This is a genomic window from Paenibacillus sp. FSL H3-0469, assembly GCF_038051945.1.
Classification (GTDB): Bacteria; Bacillota; Bacilli; order Paenibacillales; family Paenibacillaceae; genus Paenibacillus_AQ.
In genome coordinates this window covers 3898733-3916385 of record NZ_CP150302.1, presented here as the reverse complement: position 1 = coordinate 3916385, position 17653 = coordinate 3898733, and the positions used below count along the sequence as shown (strand labels likewise).

The window sequence follows — 17653 nt, the reverse complement described above, 5'->3', positions numbered from 1 at the left end:
TTACAGGTGTGCCGCATCTGTCCTTAATGAAGTCCGCAGGAAGTGTGCATATAGGGTGTGAGTTCTTTCTTCAATTGACTTAGCTCGCCGGTCAGCCCGGGGAACCCCTCGAGATTGGCAATCATCCCTTGAATGATCGCTTTCCGGGGCTGGGTGGTGAGGATTTCGCTCTCCAGAATGCCCAGGGACTCCAGACCGTCTTCGGCCTGCTCGGGGCTGATCCCGTCTGCTTCACTGAGCAGGAGCTTCATCGCCTTGATCAGCTGAAGCGGACTCTGGCGCGGCCCTTCTCCTTGACCCTCGGCCCATCCGGCCAGGACTGCGGAAGAGATCAGAGGGGCGGGCTGCCCGGCAAGCAGGCCGGCGACCATAATGTCCAGCCAGTCCACCAGCCGGTCAGCCAGCTTAGGGATGGAGACAACAGTCTCTTGGCCGAACAACAGCTTGATGCTGGAGCTGATCATGCCGTGGCTGAGCACGCACAGCTCGCCTGCATAGGGCAGAATTTCTGGCCCGTACATGAGCTCCAGCTTATGCTGGAACCAGCGCAGCAGGGCAGCGTTGTTCTGCTTCACCCAATCGGGAATCTCGGATACACCCCGGCCGGCTACATCCTGGAATTGGCGCTGCAGGAATTCGCGCAGCTCGTATACATGACTGAGCAGGATTTCGAGCTGGTTGCGCAGCTTCTCCCGGGGCTCTCTGCCAGCCGCCTGCTCCTCTTGTTGCAGAGGATCATGAATCATCCGGAAGCAGTAGATGTATATACTGCGCTCCAGCTCCTCTTTGGATTTGAAGATCAGATATAGACTTCCTTTGGAGATCCCGCATAATTCGGCAATTTCCTGCATGGAGGTGGAGGAGGAGCCTTTTACAGCGAACAGCTGCATGGCGGTCTTGATGATTTGCTCTTTTTTGTTGATGCTTTTAGCGGTCAAGGCGATATAAGCCCCCGTTCTGACTAGACAGTTCTGTATTTGACTGATTGGTCAGGGAGATTATATTATATATCCTGCAGCAATACAAATTTGCAGGTTTCAGTAGGAAGAAACGGATTCTTCATGTAAGATATAAATGTGTCATTTTGGTGAGAATCGGCGGAATGAGAAGGTAGGGTACATATGAGAAGAGGACTGCAGGCTATGGTTATCATAGCGGCTATGCTGGCTTTTTATTATTTTGGATTTGGGATATTCGGCAGCACAGCCGGAACCATTATCAGTATTTTTTCCACATTGACGGTCATCTCTATCGGACTGGGTATATTCATGGAGAACCGCAATCCTTCGACCACTGTATCCTGGATTCTGCTGCTGGCGCTGATTCCGGTGCTGGGGCTGGTGTTCTACTTCCTGTTCGGGCAGAATGTGTTCAAACGGCGCAAGTATGACAAAAAAGCCCAGCGGGATCTCATGGCCTATGAACGGATTGAGAATGACGCGCTGCGGATGCATCAGGATTGGTCAGTGTTCAGCCCTGCGCGGCAGAAGCTGCTGGGTCTGTCGCAGAGACTGGGCCGGACGCCGATTTCGTTCAGCTCGGAGACGCGCATCTTAACGAACGGTGAAGAAACCTTCGGGACGCTGCTGCTGGAGCTGCGGCAGGCGCAGCATCATATTCATATGGAATATTATATTTTCCGGGCGGATCATATCGGCACGCGCATTCAGCAGATTCTGATTGAGAAAGCCCGTGCGGGCGTGGCGGTCCGGTTCATGTATGATGCGGTCGGGAGCATTCAGCTCTCCAGAGCCTTCCTTAAGGAGCTGAGTGATGCGGGGGTGCAGGTGGCTGCTTACGGCAACTCGACCTCCTTTTTCTCCAGCCGGGTGAATTACCGCAATCACCGCAAAATCGTGGTCATCGACGGCGATGTCGGCTTCATGGGCGGTCTGAATGTCGGGGACGAGTACTTGAGCCGCAGCAAAACCTACGGGTTCTGGCGGGATACACATATGCTGCTGAGGGGCGAAGCGGTGCGGACGATGCAGATTATTTTCCTGCAGGACTGGATGCACACGACCGGTGAGAAAATCCTGGAGCAGGATTACCTCTCCCCCCAGCTTCGCTTCACGACCGGAGACGGGGCGGTGCAGATTATTGCCAGCGGCCCGGATAATGAGCGGCGTGCGCTCAAGAATATTTTCTTCTCCATGATAACTACAGCGGAAAAATCCGTCTGGATCGCCAGTCCCTACTTCATCCCCGATGAGGATATACTGACTGCGCTGCGTGTGGCGGCGATGTCGGGGCTGGATGTCCGCCTGCTGTTCCCGGCCAAGCCGGATAAATGGATTCCGTTCCTGGCCTCCCATTCCTACTTCCCGGCGCTGCTGGAGTCCGGCGTGAAGATCTATGAATATGAGAAGGGCTTCATCCACTCCAAGCTGCTGATTGCCGACGGGGAGATTGCTACGATCGGAACGGCCAATATGGACATGCGCAGCTTCCATCTTAATTTCGAGGTGAACGCGCTGCTGCTGCAGACCGAGAGTGTCTCGCGCATTGTTGCAGACTTCGAGCGTGACCTGCAGTCCACGCGGCTGATTGTCCATGAGACCTTCATGGAGAAAAGACTGCTGGAGCGGCTGCTGGAATCGGCAGCCCGGCTGATGTCTCCGCTGCTGTAAGCGGACAAGCAGAATGAAAAACGGTACCGACCCTTGGGGCGCGGTACCGTTTTTTCTTTTTTCATTCAGAAGGTAGTGAATCCAAGCCGCGTCTGTATCCGGTAGAGAATGTACTTCAACCAGGTCGCGTCACTCTGATATTCCTTCAGCGGCAGGCTATACTCAGCCCCCTCGTTGTTCCATAGCCGCTTGAAGTAACCCTCCACCTCCGCATACAATGGCTGCTCCCGTGGAACAGACACCCAGAGGTCATTCTCCAGATTATAGTCATCCAGGTTCCGGGCTGTGAAGTTCGTTGATCCGCCCAAGATAATGGAGTCGCCTGATGCCTTGGCAATGAACAGCAGCTTGCTGTGATATTGCTCCTCGCCTGTGTTGTACCAGCGGATCAGGATATTTCCTTCCGAGCGGCGGTCCAGGTCCATCGCAACCGGGCGGTTCGGGATGCCGATTTTGTCCCGTCCGAAGGCATTCTGGTTAGGATCAAGCAGCAATCTGACCTGGGCACCGCGGGCATCTGCGGCAAGCAGGGCATCAATAATTTTGTCGTCCGCCAGATAGAACATACCCATCCAGATGACATCCCCGGGTCCTGCCGCAGCGATTCCTTCCAGGGCATATTTGTACACCTTGCCTTCGGTCAGATAGCGGACTCCAAGCGGGGCATCACCGGATGCGGCGGCAGGCTGCTTGAACTCAGGAGGCTTGCTTAACAAGGGGCCGGCTCCCGAGAGATTAGCCGCCGCCTGCTCGCTCCGCAGAATATCCTCCTGAATAGGACCTTGCACTTCCAGGGCGATGTTGGAATGATAAGCGCTGGCGTCATGCACATTGCCGGAGGAGATCAGAGCGGTGTTCTCACTCAGCACGACCTTGCGGTGATTGGCTTTGACATTCAGCAGCTTCAGATAGGAACGGGCGGTAATATCCGGTCCTCCGCTGGCCATCAGATTCGGAATCCAGCCGGTGCCGGATTGCCCGAACCACTGGATGAAGGTACGCCAGACCGCCGAATAAGCAGGTGTCGAATCACGCAGATCGTCCACATCCGTCAGGATAACCTTAATTCCGGCTGCGCTCAGCTCCTCCAGGAGGGCATTGGGCGCAGAGCCGTAATTCGTATTCACCTCATCGGTGATGAAGACGATCTCCATGGCCGGATGAGCGGCTTTCTGGGCAAGCAGCTTATCGGTAAGCTGTCTGCTGACAGCGGGGAACTGCTGGTCTGTATGAGTATAGTTATTGAACAGGAACAGGTCGATCACGAGGAACTGCCGGGACTCTTCAATAATCTGCAGGATTCTGGGCAGAATCTGTTCTTCCCTCGCCTGCTTGCCGCTGTTGTCCTGGTAGGTCAGATCATGCCAGAAGGCGACCGTATTCACCTTATAAGCAGGGCTCTCCGCAGAAAGTCCGGGCGGCAGCGGCTTATGGGTCTGATAGAGCATCACCCCGGCCAGCCAGAGGAGAAGAAGGATCAGGGCAAGCAGCAGCTTGGAACGGCGGCGCAGGAAGAGCTGCGTCTGGCGCTTGTGGCGGGATGCCGTAATGGCACCTGAAGCCAGCGTAATCTGTAATTGTTCGGGTGTGACGGGATGGCGGCCTTGATTCATATTCATCCTCCTGGGTCTGCTGCCGGGCCAGAGCGGCTATAGGGTGGCCCGGCATTGTAAATACCTATAACGCCCGCTAAGGAGAAGTGAAGCAGCTGAGTGCAAAATCCCTGAAAAATCTAGTGTTACAAAAAGCCCTCCATTTCATCCGTACTGTACCGGCAAGCTGCATCATACAAGTTCTGGTGACATAACACGGAAGCGATTGTATAATGAGTGTAAATAATTTGTATAAGGTTTGAATCTTCAAAGTATTCAGTGTAAACAGGAAGCGAGTGAGAACCATCGTGTATTCCATCAAACAGGTCGTCGAAATGCTCGATATTCCCTCTGTCACTCTGCGGGCGTGGGAGAACCGGTATCAGGCTGTCGTCCCGGAACGTACCGAGTCCGGCTATAGACTGTACAACCAACAGAATATTGAGGACCTCCGCTGGTTGAAGGAACAGACCGATAAACCGGGCATCAGTATCTCACATGCTGTGCGGATGCTGAAGCAGCATAAGCAGAAGGACCTGGATGAACGGCTGTCCGTTGCGGGCGGTGACCCCAAGGATGCCTTGGACAAAATGAGGCAGCAGATCTATGCAGCGCTGCTTGATATCCAGGGTGAGCGGGCGGATGCCCTGATTGATTTCGGGTTCTCCCTGTACGGCTATGAGGCGATGGTCCATCAGGTGCTGGTGCCCGTTCTGGTGAAGGTTGGTGATGCCTGGGAGCAAGGGACGGCAACCGTGGCCCAGGAGCATTATATGACACATATGATCTCGAACCGGCTATCCCAGTTCTTTCATGTCTTCCCGGTGTATGCCCATCTGCACAAGGTGCTTGCCTTCTGCCCGGCGGGAGAGCATCACCAGGTCGGCCTGCTGCTGTTCTCGCTGTTCCTGCGCAGGAACGGGGTTGAAGTCATCTATCTGGGGGCCAACACGCCTGAGGACGGGGTGATGGAGCTGCTGGAGAAGCAAGAGCGGATCGGAGCGGTGTGCCTGTCCGTTACGAATGGTACGCTGGTCCCTTATACGGAGGAGCTGCTCGAACGGTTGGGTAGACTATACCCGGAGCTGCAACTCATTGCGGGCGGCAAAGCCTATGAGGGAATCAGCCTCCAAAATACCAGCGCCACCTATGTGATGGCGGAGCCGCCGGAGCAGTGGCAGGCCTGGTTCGATCAGGAATTTGCCGGAAGCCGGCATAGGGCGTAGCTTTTGCAGCAGTTATAGTGAATTTTAATAGAGCATGCGATTCCATAGAACCGGTCAGAACCCTTGTATAGGGCTGGCCGGTTCTTTTGCTATGGACAAGTCTAGCAACCAAATTGCTGGAAGTGCGGCGGATGATATTTACATGGCCCGGCAAAGTATGTATGATATTTGTATCACCATTGTATAGTTCTTGTATAATGTTTGACGAAGGAGGAAGCCGCTTGATCCGAACCACAGATACCGCAAAAGTCGCAGTAATCGGCGCAGGGCCGGGCGGGCTTGCCGCCGCCATGCTGCTTGCCGCCGAAGGATATGAAGTAGATCTTTATGAACAGCAGGCGGCGGTTGGCGGAAGATCAGGAGAATTGAAGCTGGGAGACTACCGTTTCGACCGGGGAGCTACCTTCTTGATGATGCCTCATTTGCTGGAGGAGCTGTTCACTCTGGCCGGGCGTTCTGTGCATGATTATGTTGCGCTTACGCCGCTTGATCCGCTGTACTCCCTGCATTTTGGAGATACCGTATTTACGCCTTCTACGAACCAGGATCAGACGGCGGAGGAGATTGAGCGGCTGTTCCCCGGCAACGGCAGCGGCTACCGCCGCTTCATGGCCGATGAGGCCGACAAGCTGGAGCGGGTGATTCCGCTGCTGCAGCGTCCGTTCCAATCATTAGGCGATTATGTCAAAAGAGATGTGTTCCACGCGTTGCCCAAGCTGAACGCTACAGACACTGTGTACAACCGGCTGTCCCGTTATTTCGATGACGAGCGGCTGCGGTTCTCGTTCACTTTCCAGGCTAAGTATCTGGGGATGTCGCCATGGGAATGTCCCGGCACCTTCACGATTCTGTCGTACATGGAGCACCGCTACGGCCTGTATCATCCGGCCGGCGGAATTAACCGTGTGCTCCGGGCTATGGCTGAGGTCATCCAGGAGCATGGCGGGCGGGTCCATACCGCAAGCGGAGTGAAACGCATTATCGTCAAGGAAGGGCAGGCCGCAGGCCTGCTGCTGGAGAACGGGGAGAAGGTGGATGCGGATTATATTGTGATTGGTGCAGACTTTGGTTCTGCAATGACACAGCTGTTCGAGCCCGGACTTCTGAAGAAATATACCCCTGCCAAGATTGCCCGCAAAAGATATTCCTGCTCCACCGCCATGCTCTATCTCGGGGTGGATGGAGAGGTGGACCTCAGTCATCATTCGGTTCATTTCGCGGACGATTACCGGCGTAATGTCAGAGAGATCACTGAGCTGGGCGTTCTGTCGGAGGATGCTTCTATCTATATTCATAATCCGTCCGTTATTGATAAGACACTGGCGCCTCCCGGTAAGTCCTCGCTCTACGTGCTGATGCCAGTGCCTAATCTGAGTGCCGATATCAACTGGGAGCAGGAGCGTGCGGAGGTAGAGGACTGGATGATGGAGCGGCTGCAGCAGATCCCGCAGCTCGCGGGAATTGCAGGACGAGTGGAAGAGAGCCTGTTCTTCTCCCCGCTGGACTGGCAGAACCAGCAGAATGTATATAACGGGGCTACCTTCAATCTGGCCCATAATCTCGGGCAGATGATGCACCTGCGGCCGCATAATACCTTCGAGGAGGTGCGCGGCATCTGGCTGGTGGGCGGGGGAACCCATCCGGGCAGCGGCCTGCCGACCATCTTCGAGTCGGCCAAGATCAGCGCACGGCTGCTCCGGGAGCATGACCAGGCTGTGCGGGGGCGGTTCACCGTACAGGCAGGCGCGCCCGGCGCAGGTGCGGGGGTTCCGCTATGAGCCGCATTGCCATCGTTGGCAGCGGAATCGGCGGGCTGACGGCGGCGCTGCTGCTTACCCGTCAGGGGCATGAGGTAGTGATCTATGAACGGGCGGCCCAAGCGGGCGGGCGTGTGGCCTTTGAAGAGCAGGACGGCTACCGGATTGACCGCGGGCCTACGATCGTGCTGCTGCCGGAGATGCTTCTGGGTATTCTGGAAGAAGGCGGCCTTCCGCGATCGAGCTTGGAGCTGCTGCACTGTGATCCGCTCTACCGGGTTCACTTCAGAAGCGGGCGGGTGCTGACCAAATTCGCGGATGCTTCGGCGCAGGCGGAAGAGATTGACCGGCTCTATCCCGGAGAGGGCAAGGGCTTCACCCGGTTCATGAAGGACATGTCGGTGCTGTATCCGCAGGGGCGGAGCTCGTTCCTGGAGCGGGGGTATGCAAGCGGGCGGGAATTCTTCAGTCCGGCTAACCTGTCGCTGATGGTCCGCTTGCGCGCTTACCGGAATCTGCGCTCTGCTATCGGCCAGTATTTTCGGAATGAGGAGCTTAAGGATGCCTTCTCCCTTCAGAGCCTCTATATTGGAGGAGCCCCCTTCCGCACACCGGGCATCTACACCATGCTTCCTTACGCCGAGCATGCCTTCGGCATCTGGATGCTGAAAGGCGGATACGGCACGCTGCCGCAAATCATGGGCCGGGAGCTGGAAGACCGCGGGGTACAGATTCATACGGGTGCCGAGGTGGAATCCCTGATTGTTGAAGGGAGCCGCTGCTGCGGAGTTGTTGTTCAGGGGCAGTCGATTCCCTATGATGCCGTTCTGTACAATGGAGATTTCCCGAATGTAGAGCAATTGCTGCCTCCCGGTGTATTCAAGCAGGAACAGGCACCGGTTGTGGCGGAGAATAAGGTCAGAGCCGCATCGGCTAAGGCCATAAAACGCGGTACATGGAAGCCGTCCTCGGGCTGTCTGCTGATCTATGCAGCCACGGATAAGCGCTGGCCGGAGTCGCTGGTGCACCAATTCTTCCTGCCGGACAGTCTGAACAGCAGCCTTCACGAGCTGTTTGACCGGGGACAAATTCCCCAGGATTCATCTTATTATGTATTTAATCCGGCAGCACTGGACGATAGTGCAGCTCCACCCGGACAGAGCGTGCTGTATTTCCTGGTTCCCGTCCCGGCGGCACCGGATAAGAACTGGGAGGAAATAGCCGGAGCACTGGCTGATAAGGTTATGGCGGATGCCGAGAAGCGGGGCTTCTCCGGACTTGCCGCGAGTGTGATCTGGCGCAGATTGAGAACGCCTGCCGATGCGGAGCAGGAAGGAATGTACGGCGGGGGCAGCTTCGGTATTGCACCGCTGCTGAGCCAGTCGGGGGTATTCCGGCCCCAGCCGAAGCCTTATCCGCTTAAGGGATTGTATGCCGCTGGTGCTTCCGTCCATCCGGGCGGCGGTGTGCCAATCGTGATGCAGGGAGCGAAGCTTGCCGTTCAGGAAATGATAAAGGAGATGAGCGTACATGGATGAAAGGATACTGCAGCAATGTGAGGAACTGATGAAGAAAGGGTCCACTTCGTTCCATAAGGCGTTTGATGTTCTGCCAAGTCCCAGGCGTGAAGCGGTGCATGTTATTTATGCCTTCTGCCGGATTATAGACGATAGTGTGGATGAGCCGGAAGGCGCGCCGTACAGCATCCATGAGCTGCGGGAGCATTTCATGAATCTGGAGCAGGCGGACGGGCATTTCATCTGGCCGGCGCTGCGCTGGCTGTTCAGCAGCTTCCCGCAGCTTCAGCGTGAGCCGTTCCTTTTGCAAATGGAGGGACAGCTTAGAGATCTTACCTTCACAGCCTATGACACAATGGAGCAGCTTAAGGATTATTGTTATCTTGTAGCGGGAACGGTAGGAGAGATGCTGCTGCCTGTTCTGCGGGATGATCAGAGTGAAGCGGCACGGACCTCGGGAATTGCGCTGGGGATAGGAATGCAACTGGTGAATATCATCCGCGATGTGGGTGAGGATCTCCGGAGAGGACGCAGATACGTGCCGCTTGAGGTGATGGACAGACATGGTTACAGCCAGCAGGAGCTGGAGGACGGAGAAGTCAATCACCATTTCACCGCTGTTATTCAGGAGCTGCGGACAGAAGCGCTGGACTGGTTCCGGCAAGGACTTGCGCATGTGAATACGTACCCTTTGGAGAGCGGTCTTGCCATTGAACTTGCCGCATCCTTCTATGCTGCTATTCTGGATGCTGTGGAGGCAGACGGGTATGATGTTTTCCGCAAAAGATCCTATGTCAGCGATGAAGCCAAGCTTCAGATGTTCCAGCGTACGGTCGTGCGTTATGCCGGTGTAAGAACTGCGGTGGTCTAACGATGGTCCGAACTCTTTTTTGGATCTGGTATACCATCGGTGCGCTGCTGCTGATCGTGTTCGGAATTCCGGATAGTCTGAAGTTCTCTAACGGATTATTTCTCGTATTCTATGGTGCCTACGGGTTGGACTTAGTAATCAAGGGGCAATTCAAACCGTTCATGTCTGACTGGTCAGTCAATTCTTCGGGAGGCCGGATGACCAAGCGGTTCTGGTGTGCTGCAGCTCTTATCTGGTTAGGCGGAATGGCGGTCGAATGGGTAGGCGTGCATTCCGGCCGGTTGTTTGGGGATTATAATTATTCTACTATTCTGGGGCCTTTATTATTTGGTGTGCCGGTTACCCTGGGCTTCGCCTGGATTGCTGTGGTGTGCAATGCCGTGCTGATCAGCCATGATTTCGGACAGCGCGGCCTCCGGCTTCTGCTGCTGCGGGCCGTACAGGTTGGTTTCTGGACGGTCCTGATGGATCTGGTGCTCGATCCTGTTGCCCACGCCAGGAATTTCTGGCACTGGGAGGGCGGCGGTGGCTTCTATCAGGTGCCCTGGAGCAATTTCGGCGGCTGGCTGATTGCAGGCGCTGCCTTGTCCATGCTGCTCCCGGCCGTGCCGTTCACCCGCCTGGCTGCCCGCCGGGGCACCCGCCTGTATCAGGCAATCCTGATCCTGTTCGGCCTGATCAGCCTGACAGAGGGACTGCCTGCCTGCACGGTGATCGCTGTGGCAGGCGCCGCACTGGCTGAAGGGAGTCTACGCTATGCTGGAAGCCGTTCCGTCGGGAAGGTTTGACTGGTTATTCTACCGCTATAATTCCATGTATCTGCTGCGCAGATATTTCCACTTCATCGGAATCAGCGGAGAGCTTCAGCCCGCTGCCGCTGCCGGGCGGGGGATTCTCTACCTCATGAATCACAGCTCGTGGTGGGACGGCCTGCTGGCCTATCACGCCGTGGGGAAGCTGCCGGGGAAGCGTCATTATTTCATGATGGAAGAGGAGCAGCTACGTAAGTATGCCTTCTTCAGAAAGATTGGCGCGTACTCCATTAACCCAGGAAGTCCAGGAGATGCGCGGGCTTCCCTGCGCTATACAGCCGGGCTGCTGGAGGCGGGGGAGAGTGTCTGGATGTACCCTGAAGGGGAAATCCGGCCGCTGGAGCACCGGCCGCTGAGTCTGAAGGAAGGGGCTTCCTTGGCGCTGCGGCTCAGTCCGAGGGCGGCGGTAGTCCCAGTGACGCTATACCACGGCCTATTCCGGCATACCAAGCCGGAAGCTACACTGCTGGCCGGTGCGCCGCTGCTGCTCCCTTGGGCGGAGATGGACCGCTCGGCGATCGCCCGGCGGCTGGAGACTGTTCTTGGCGGACAACTGGAGTCACACCGCTGCAAAGTGCTTAACCATCAAGGCTATATGCCGGATGAATTCAGGCCGCTCCTCCGCCGGGGGAGATCAACCAATGAATGGCTTGACCTGCTGCGGCCGGGCGGAGGGAGCGGATGAATGTGTTCTTTCAGGCTGTAACCGTTATTCTGCTGCTCCAGCTTGTGTTCGCAATGTGGAATGCAGCGCAGCTCCCTAAGCTGGGGGCAGCGCCAGGAGCAAGAGCGGCGCAGGTACTTCCAGGATCGGCGTCCTCTCGGGCCTTGCGCTTGTCTGTGCTGATCCCTGCCCGGAATGAAGCGGAGAATATTGGGGATTGCCTCTCCTCCGTACTGGCCTCAAGCACCGGCAGTATCGGGGCGGAGATTATTGTGCTGGATGATTCATCGACTGACGGAACGGGTGCTATTGCCGAAGCGGCGGGCAGCGGCAGAGTAAGAGTTCTGAAGGGAAGAGAGCTGCCGGAGGGCTGGCTGGGCAAGTCCCATGCCTGCGCTCAGCTTGCAGAAGCGGCGAGTGGAGACTGGCTGCTGTTCCTGGACGCAGATGTCCGTCTTCAGCAAGGGGCGCTTCAGGCGGCCCTCTCTGCTGCTGAAGCAGCGGGCGGCGGCATGATTACCGGCTTCCCCCGGCAGATGACTGGAACTTGGCTGGAGCGGCTGGTTGTTCCCCTGATGGTCTTTACCATCATCTGCCACCTGCCCATTCCGCTGGTCCGCGGCTCCAGAGATCCGCGCTTTGTTGCGGCGCATGGAGGCTTCATTCTGATTCACCGGGACAGTTACGACAGCTGCGGCGGGCATGCAGCCATCCGCAGCGAGCTGGTGGATGACATGGCGCTGGCCCGCGCTGTGAAACGTTCAGGCGGGACAGTGGCGCTTATGGATGTTACGGAGCAGGTGTTCATGAGGATGTACCACAATGCAAGGCAAGTATGGAAGGGCTACCGGAAGAATATCTATGCCGGTATTGGCCGCCGCCCGGTGCTGCTGCTGGGTGTGCTTATTGCGTATCTGTCGCTGTATGCTGTGCCCGCTGCCGCCGTTCTGTATTATGGGTTAAGCGGACAGCCGGGCGCGGCGCTCTGGCCTGCTGCTGCGCTGCTTGCGGGTCTGGCCGTGAAACGGACCAGTGATGCTGCCGGACGGCAGCCGTTGTGGTTCTGTCTCCTCCTCCCGGCGGGTATACTCTGCCTGTCACTGATTGCTGTGGCGTCCTGGCGCGGTAGCCGCACGCGTGCAGGCTATGAATGGAAAGGAAGGCGTTATGGATGAAACCGAAGGCAGTAATCATAGGCGCCGGATTTGGGGGGCTGTCCTGTGCGGTTACCCTTGCCGCGGAGGGCTGGGAAGTGACTGTGCTGGAACGCCAGCAGCAGCCCGGCGGCAAGCTGCAGCGTGTGCAGGCGGGGGGCTACACTTTTGACCGCGGCCCAAGTACGATTACGATGCCCCATGTCTTCCGCTCGCTCTATGAGCTTGCGGGAGCCCGCATGGAGGATTATGTCCGGCTCTATGAGCTGGAGCCGCGCACCCGCAATGTCTTCGCCGACGGCAGGGTGGTCGATTTCTCAAGGGATACCGGGCGAATGCGGGAGCAGATGGCCTCCTACAGCCCGGCAGATGCTGCGAAGTTCCCGGAGTTTCTGGAGGAAGCCTCGCGGCTGTATCAGCTCAGCGAGAAGCAGTTCCTGAACAGGCTGCTGCTATCCTGGAGGGATAAGCTCTCCCCTTCCCTTGTGCGGGATCTGGTGCGGGTCCGGCCTTTTCTCAGCCTGCACGGCTTGCTCCTCCGCTACTTCAGCCATCCGAATACGCTGGCTATGCTGGGGCGCTATGCCACCTATGTCGGATCATCGCCGTATCGTTCCCCCTCTATCTTCGCTATGCTTGGTCATCTGGAGATTCAGGAAGGCGTATACGGGGTGAAGGGCGGCACCTATGAATTAATCAGCGCTCTCTCTTCACTCGCCCGGAATCTGGGCGTGCAGCTGATTACAGGCATAGAGGTAACAGGGATTTCCGTAGTCTCCGGTGCGGTGGAAGGTGTGGACACAGCGCAGGGCTTCTACCCGGCTAAGACTGTGATAGCCGGTGGCGATGTCCTGAGCATCAACAAGATGCTGCTGCCTGAAGCGGTTCGTCCGGGAATGACGGACCGCAGGATTGAAGCGTACGAACCCTCCCTGTCCGGGCTGGTAACGCTGGCGGGCGTGCCGCGTACGTATGATGCGCTGCTGCATCATACGGTGTTTTTCCCGGAGGACTATGAGCAAGAATTCAAGGATATCTTCCAGCATAAGCGCCCGCCGCAGCAGCCGACAGTATATGTATGCCACTCCGGTTATTCCGAGCCTGAGATGGCGCCTGCGGGCGGCAGTAACCTGTTCATTCTGGCTAATGCGCCTTATCTGAGCCCGGCGTGCGATTGGAGTGAGGAGCGGGATGTGTACGGGGAGCGGGTAATATCTGTACTGGAGAGCCACGGCGTGAGCGGGCTGTCGTCCGCAGATGTGCTGGAGCGGTATACCCCGCAGGATATCGCCCGCGATACGCTGGCGCATCAGGGGGCCATTTACGGGATATCCTCCAATACGGTGAAGCAGACCTTTTCCCGCCCGGGCAACCGTTCCAGCGATGTTAAGGGACTGTGGTATGTGGGCGGAACCACGCATCCGGGCGGTGGAACCCCTGTGGTGTCCTTGTCCGGCAGGCTGGTGGGCGAATATATTGCAAGCCATGTATGAAGAGTGAGCATCCTGCCAACGTTCAATGGCCGAGCGGGGTTGTGCTATAGTTATGCTATAATGGAAGGTAATTGTGGAGCGGGATATGTTGAAAGTAGATGAATAACTCTTAGAGTGACTTGGTTGCTGAATGTATGTGAAAAACAGCATACATTGTGCTCGCAGGCAGGCGTATGGCCGAATGTATGTGGAAAACAGCATACATAGTGCTCGCAGGCAGACGTATGGCCGAATGTATGTGGAAAACAGCATACATAGTACTCACTGGCAGGCGTGTGGCCGAATGTATGTGAAAAACAGCATACATAGTGCTCGCAGGCAGGCGTATGGCCGAATGTATGTGGAAAACAGCATAAATTGTGCTCGCAGGCAGGCGTTGTTATAGTTTGAGAATAGTGCAGCAGAAACGGAGGAAGACAGCATGAATGATATGCCGCGAAACGGTGTGCCGCAGAGCGCTGTGGAGCAGTCAGGCGCATATACCCAGCCAGGGCAGGAGGCGGCAGTCTCAAGCCTTGCCGGACATAAATCTCTGCTGCCCGACTCCAGAACCGGAGAACGGAAGATTGAGCATGTACGGCTCTGCCTGAATGAAGATGTGGCCGGCAGCGGAATTACAACCGGGTTCGAGCAATACCGGTTCCGCCATAACGCCCTGCCGGAGCTGGATTACGATGCCATCTCACTGGAAACTGAATTCTTAGGGCGTAGGCTGCGTACCCCGCTGCTGATCAGCTCCATGACCGGGGGAAGCGCGGCTACAGGGAAGATCAATGAGCGGCTGGCCGAAGCGGCGGAGCGCCGGGGCTGGGCGCTGGGAGTCGGCTCAGTGCGCGCAGCTGTAGAACGCGCGGAACTGGCGGGTACCTTCCATGTGCGGGCCAATGCACCCACGATTCCGGTCATTGCCAATGTCGGAGCCGTGCAGCTCGCCTACGGCTTCGGAGTAGAAGAATGCCGCCGGGCGGTTGAGATTGCCGGAGCGGACTGGCTGGTTCTCCATCTGAACGGGCTGCAGGAGGTATTCCAGCCCGAGGGTGACACCGGCTTCGGTTCCCTGCTGAAGCGGATAGAGGTATTATGCCGGAGCCTTGAGATTCCAGTGGGGATCAAGGAGGTCGGCTGGGGGATTGACGGCGATACCGCCGCCCGGCTATATCAGGCTGGCGCTGCCTTCATAGATGTCGCCGGAGCAGGCGGCACTTCCTGGAGCCAGGTAGAGAAGTTCCGTAGTATCGATCCGGTACGGCGTGCGGCAGCAGAGGCCTTCGCCGACTGGGGCATCCCCACGGCGGAGTGCATTGCCGAGGTCCGCGCGGTCTCCCCGCGCGGGGCAATGATCGGCAGCGGCGGACTGAAGCACGGCGTCGATGCCGCTAAGGCGCTGGCCCTTGGCGCTGATCTGGCGGGCTTCGGACGGGGGCTGCTGGGTCCGGCCGTCAGCTCCGAGGAGGCGCTGGATCAGGCGCTGGCCCAGGTAGAGCTGGAACTGCGGACAGTGATGTTCGGCATCGGCGCGCCGGATCTTGCCGCACTGCGCGGAACGCCGCGTCTGGTCCGGCGCTGAGCCAGGCTTGCTTTTATAATCAGAACCGAAGGAAGGTATCCAAATGACGATTACACTAATCCCGATGGACGAAACTGCGTTTCAGTCGTTCTTGAAGCAATCTACCCGCGACTACGCAGAAGAGAAAATACAAGCCGGTGCCTGGGATGCAGATACAGCGTTAGCGCAGGCCCAGGAATCGATGAATCGCTACCTGCCACAAGGCCTCAATACGGCGGGAGCTTATTTCTATTCGGTAGTAGAGGAGACTTCGGGGACTCAAGCTGGCTACCTCTGGTTCAACGTGACCGAGAACCGCGGGGTGCGGGAGGCGTTCATTTATGACATTTATATCTTTGAGCCTTTCCAGGGCCGGGGCTATGGCAAGCAGACACTGCTCCTGCTGGATGAAGAAGCTAAGAAGCTGAAGGCGGCCAAGATCGGCCTGCATGTTTTTGGGCATAACGAACGCGCCTTTGGGCTATACAAGAAAATGGGCTTCCAGGTTACAGACATCACAATGTCCAAGACGCTATAGCCGCAGGCGGAAAGTAGCACCAGGAAGGCATAAAGTTCTGCATAGCACCTGCCGAAGTAACTGGACTCCTTAAGGAGTCTTTTTGCATGAGGGGCAGTGTTGGGGAGTAAGTGCGGCGGTGTGCGAGCCAAGGATTCACGGAAAAATGAACAAAATGGGACTGGTGCAACGTGTAGTCGAAATGTAGTCGAAAAACCGACTACAATTGGAGCGGAAGCGCCGTGTAGGCAGGGTGTAATCGAAAAACCGATTACAATTGGAGCGGAAGCGCCGTGTAGGCAGGGTGTAATCGAAAAACCGATTACAATTGGAGCGGAAGCGCCGTGTAGGCTGAATGTAATCGAAAAACCGACCACAATTGGAGTGGAAGCGCCCCCGTAGGCTGGATGTATTCGAAAAACAGATCACAACGGGCAGAGCCAAGTAAATATTTTTTACCCGGCATGATGAGTTTGGCCGCCCGCCCTTGACATCCGCTGTTGCTGGAGAAATTGTTCTAATATATAATGGTTTGAGATCAGTTCGGGATTTCATGCGGTGATCAAACCAACCGAAAATAGGAGTTGTCATATAAATGGCTTTGAAAGCAGGTATCGTTGGACTTCCCAACGTAGGCAAATCGACATTATTCAATGCAATTACACAAGCGGGCGCAGAATCCGCCAACTATCCGTTCTGCACCATCGACCCGAACGTCGGGGTTGTAGAAGTGCCGGACGAACGTCTGGATAAGCTGGTAGAGCTGGTACAGCCGAACAAGACGGTTCCGACCGCTTTTGAATTCGTCGATATTGCCGGACTGGTGCGCGGTGCGAGCAAGGGTGAAGGCCTGGGCAACAAGTTCCTGGCCCATATCCGCGAGGTGGATGCCATTGTTCATGTGGTGCGCTGCTTCGTTGATGAGAATGTGACCCATGTAGACGGCAAGGTGAATCCGATCAGCGACATCCAGACGATTAACCTGGAGCTGATTCTGGCTGACCTGGAGAGCGTGGAGAAGCGGATTGAGCGTTCCCGCAAAAACATCAAGGGCGGCGACAAGAAATACGCCCAGGAAGTAGAAGTACTGGAGCGCGTGAAGGAAGCCCTGTATCTTGATCAGCCTGCACGCAGTCTGGAGTTGTCTGACGATGAGCGCCTGATCGTGCGTGATCTTCACCTGCTCACCCTGAAGCCGGTGCTGTATGCGGCGAATGTGGGCGAAGATGAAGTAGCGACTGCCGAGGAGAATCCTTATGTGCAGCAGGTCCGTGAATTCGCAGCAGCCGAGAATGCTGAAGTCGTGCCGATCAGCGCGAAGGTGGAAGCGGAGATTGCAGAGCTGGAAGGCGAAGATAAGGAGATGTTCCTGGAGGAGCTGGGGCTGCAGGAATCCGGGCTTAACCGTCTGATCAAAGCGGCTTACAAGCTGCTGGGTCTGTACACTTATTTCACTGCGGGCGTTCAAGAGGTTCGTGCCTGGACCATCCGCAAGGGCACCAAGGCCCCTGGAGCAGCGGGCGTGATTCATACGGACTTTGAGCGCGGTTTCATCCGGGCGGAGGTTGTAGCTTACACCGATCTGGTGGCGGCAGGTTCAATGAACGGTGCCAAGGAACGCGGGCAGCTGCGCCTGGAAGGTAAGGAATATCTGGTGCAGGACGGCGACGTTATGCATTTCCGGTTCAACGTATAGATACTTTTCGCTTGTTATAGAAAGGCCATTCAGGAGTAGAGGTTTGCTTGCTGGATGGTCTCTTTGCGTCATCTGAACCTTTTTCAAAAGATTTTCCCATCCCCGCCGCCGGCAGTGTAGCCAATTGAGGCTTGTGGTGGTATAATATAAAGTCGTATATCTACTTCAGTTGTAGCAA

14 protein-coding genes are annotated in these 17653 nt (G+C 56.5%); 12 read left to right on the top strand and 2 right to left on the bottom strand.

Annotated features, from left to right (window positions below; all coding sequences use genetic code 11):
* Positions 1-23: 23 nt before the first annotated feature.
* Positions 24-938 carry a TetR/AcrR family transcriptional regulator gene (locus tag NSS83_RS17175; protein WP_341346119.1) on the bottom strand — a complete coding sequence of 305 codons (915 nt, stop codon included), beginning with the start codon at positions 936-938 and terminating at the stop codon, positions 24-26.
* Between the two features lie 183 nt (positions 939-1121).
* On the opposite strand from NSS83_RS17175, the gene cls reads away from it, so the two are divergent.
* Positions 1122-2630 (top strand): cardiolipin synthase, encoded by a 1509-nt coding sequence (cls, locus tag NSS83_RS17170; RefSeq protein WP_341183582.1) that lies wholly within the window; start codon positions 1122-1124, stop codon positions 2628-2630.
* Between the two features lie 65 nt (positions 2631-2695).
* On the opposite strand, the gene NSS83_RS17165 is transcribed toward cls, so the two are convergent.
* Complete coding sequence (locus NSS83_RS17165; protein ID WP_341183583.1) at positions 2696-4243, bottom strand: phospholipase D family protein; 1548 nt, start codon at positions 4241-4243, stop codon at positions 2696-2698.
* Between the two features lie 275 nt (positions 4244-4518).
* On the opposite strand from NSS83_RS17165, the gene NSS83_RS17160 reads away from it, so the two are divergent.
* The 11 genes from NSS83_RS17160 to ychF all read left to right on the top strand — a co-directional run bounded on the left by NSS83_RS17160 (position 4519) and on the right by ychF (position 17475).
* Positions 4519-5448, top strand: a complete 930-nt coding sequence (locus NSS83_RS17160) for a MerR family transcriptional regulator (RefSeq protein WP_341183584.1) — start codon at positions 4519-4521, stop codon at positions 5446-5448.
* A gap of 221 nt (positions 5449-5669) precedes the next feature.
* Positions 5670-7226, top strand: coding sequence for a phytoene desaturase family protein (gene crtI, locus NSS83_RS17155; protein ID WP_341183585.1), 1557 nt, complete (start codon positions 5670-5672; stop codon positions 7224-7226).
* Positions 7223-8743 carry a phytoene desaturase family protein gene (gene crtI / locus NSS83_RS17150; protein WP_341183586.1) on the top strand — a complete coding sequence of 507 codons (1521 nt, stop codon included), beginning with the start codon at positions 7223-7225 and terminating at the stop codon, positions 8741-8743. Before crtI (NSS83_RS17155) ends, crtI (NSS83_RS17150) begins: the two co-directional genes overlap by 4 nt.
* Positions 8736-9593: a phytoene/squalene synthase family protein gene (locus tag NSS83_RS17145; RefSeq protein WP_341183587.1), complete on the top strand. Its 858-nt coding sequence runs from the start codon at positions 8736-8738 to the stop codon at positions 9591-9593. The genes crtI (NSS83_RS17150) and NSS83_RS17145 overlap by 8 nt, the downstream gene beginning before the upstream one ends.
* Positions 9594-9595: 2 nt before the next feature.
* Positions 9596-10381: a carotenoid biosynthesis protein gene (locus tag NSS83_RS17140; protein WP_341183588.1), complete on the top strand. Its 786-nt coding sequence runs from the start codon at positions 9596-9598 to the stop codon at positions 10379-10381.
* The gene (locus NSS83_RS17135; protein ID WP_341183589.1) at positions 10350-11090 is read left to right on the top strand and encodes a lysophospholipid acyltransferase family protein; all 741 of its coding nucleotides are present in this window, start codon (positions 10350-10352) and stop codon (positions 11088-11090) included. The genes NSS83_RS17140 and NSS83_RS17135 overlap by 32 nt, the downstream gene beginning before the upstream one ends.
* Positions 11087-12244: a glycosyltransferase family A protein gene (locus NSS83_RS17130; RefSeq protein ID WP_341346118.1), complete on the top strand. Its 1158-nt coding sequence runs from the start codon at positions 11087-11089 to the stop codon at positions 12242-12244. The genes NSS83_RS17135 and NSS83_RS17130 overlap by 4 nt, the downstream gene beginning before the upstream one ends.
* On the top strand, positions 12241-13716 hold the full coding sequence (crtI, locus tag NSS83_RS17125; RefSeq protein WP_341183591.1) for a phytoene desaturase family protein: 1476 nt from the start codon (positions 12241-12243) through the stop codon (positions 13714-13716). The genes NSS83_RS17130 and crtI (NSS83_RS17125) overlap by 4 nt, the downstream gene beginning before the upstream one ends.
* 421 nt (positions 13717-14137) lie before the next feature.
* Positions 14138-15283, top strand: coding sequence for a type 2 isopentenyl-diphosphate Delta-isomerase (fni, locus tag NSS83_RS17120; RefSeq protein ID WP_341183592.1), 1146 nt, complete (start codon positions 14138-14140; stop codon positions 15281-15283).
* Positions 15284-15326: 43 nt separating this feature from the next.
* Entirely contained in the window at positions 15327-15800 is a 474-nt protein-coding gene (locus tag NSS83_RS17115) for a GNAT family N-acetyltransferase (protein WP_341183593.1), read from the top strand.
* 574 nt (positions 15801-16374) lie between these two features.
* Positions 16375-17475, top strand: coding sequence for a redox-regulated ATPase YchF (gene ychF / locus NSS83_RS17110; RefSeq protein WP_341183594.1), 1101 nt, complete (start codon positions 16375-16377; stop codon positions 17473-17475).
* Positions 17476-17653 lie beyond the last annotated feature (178 nt).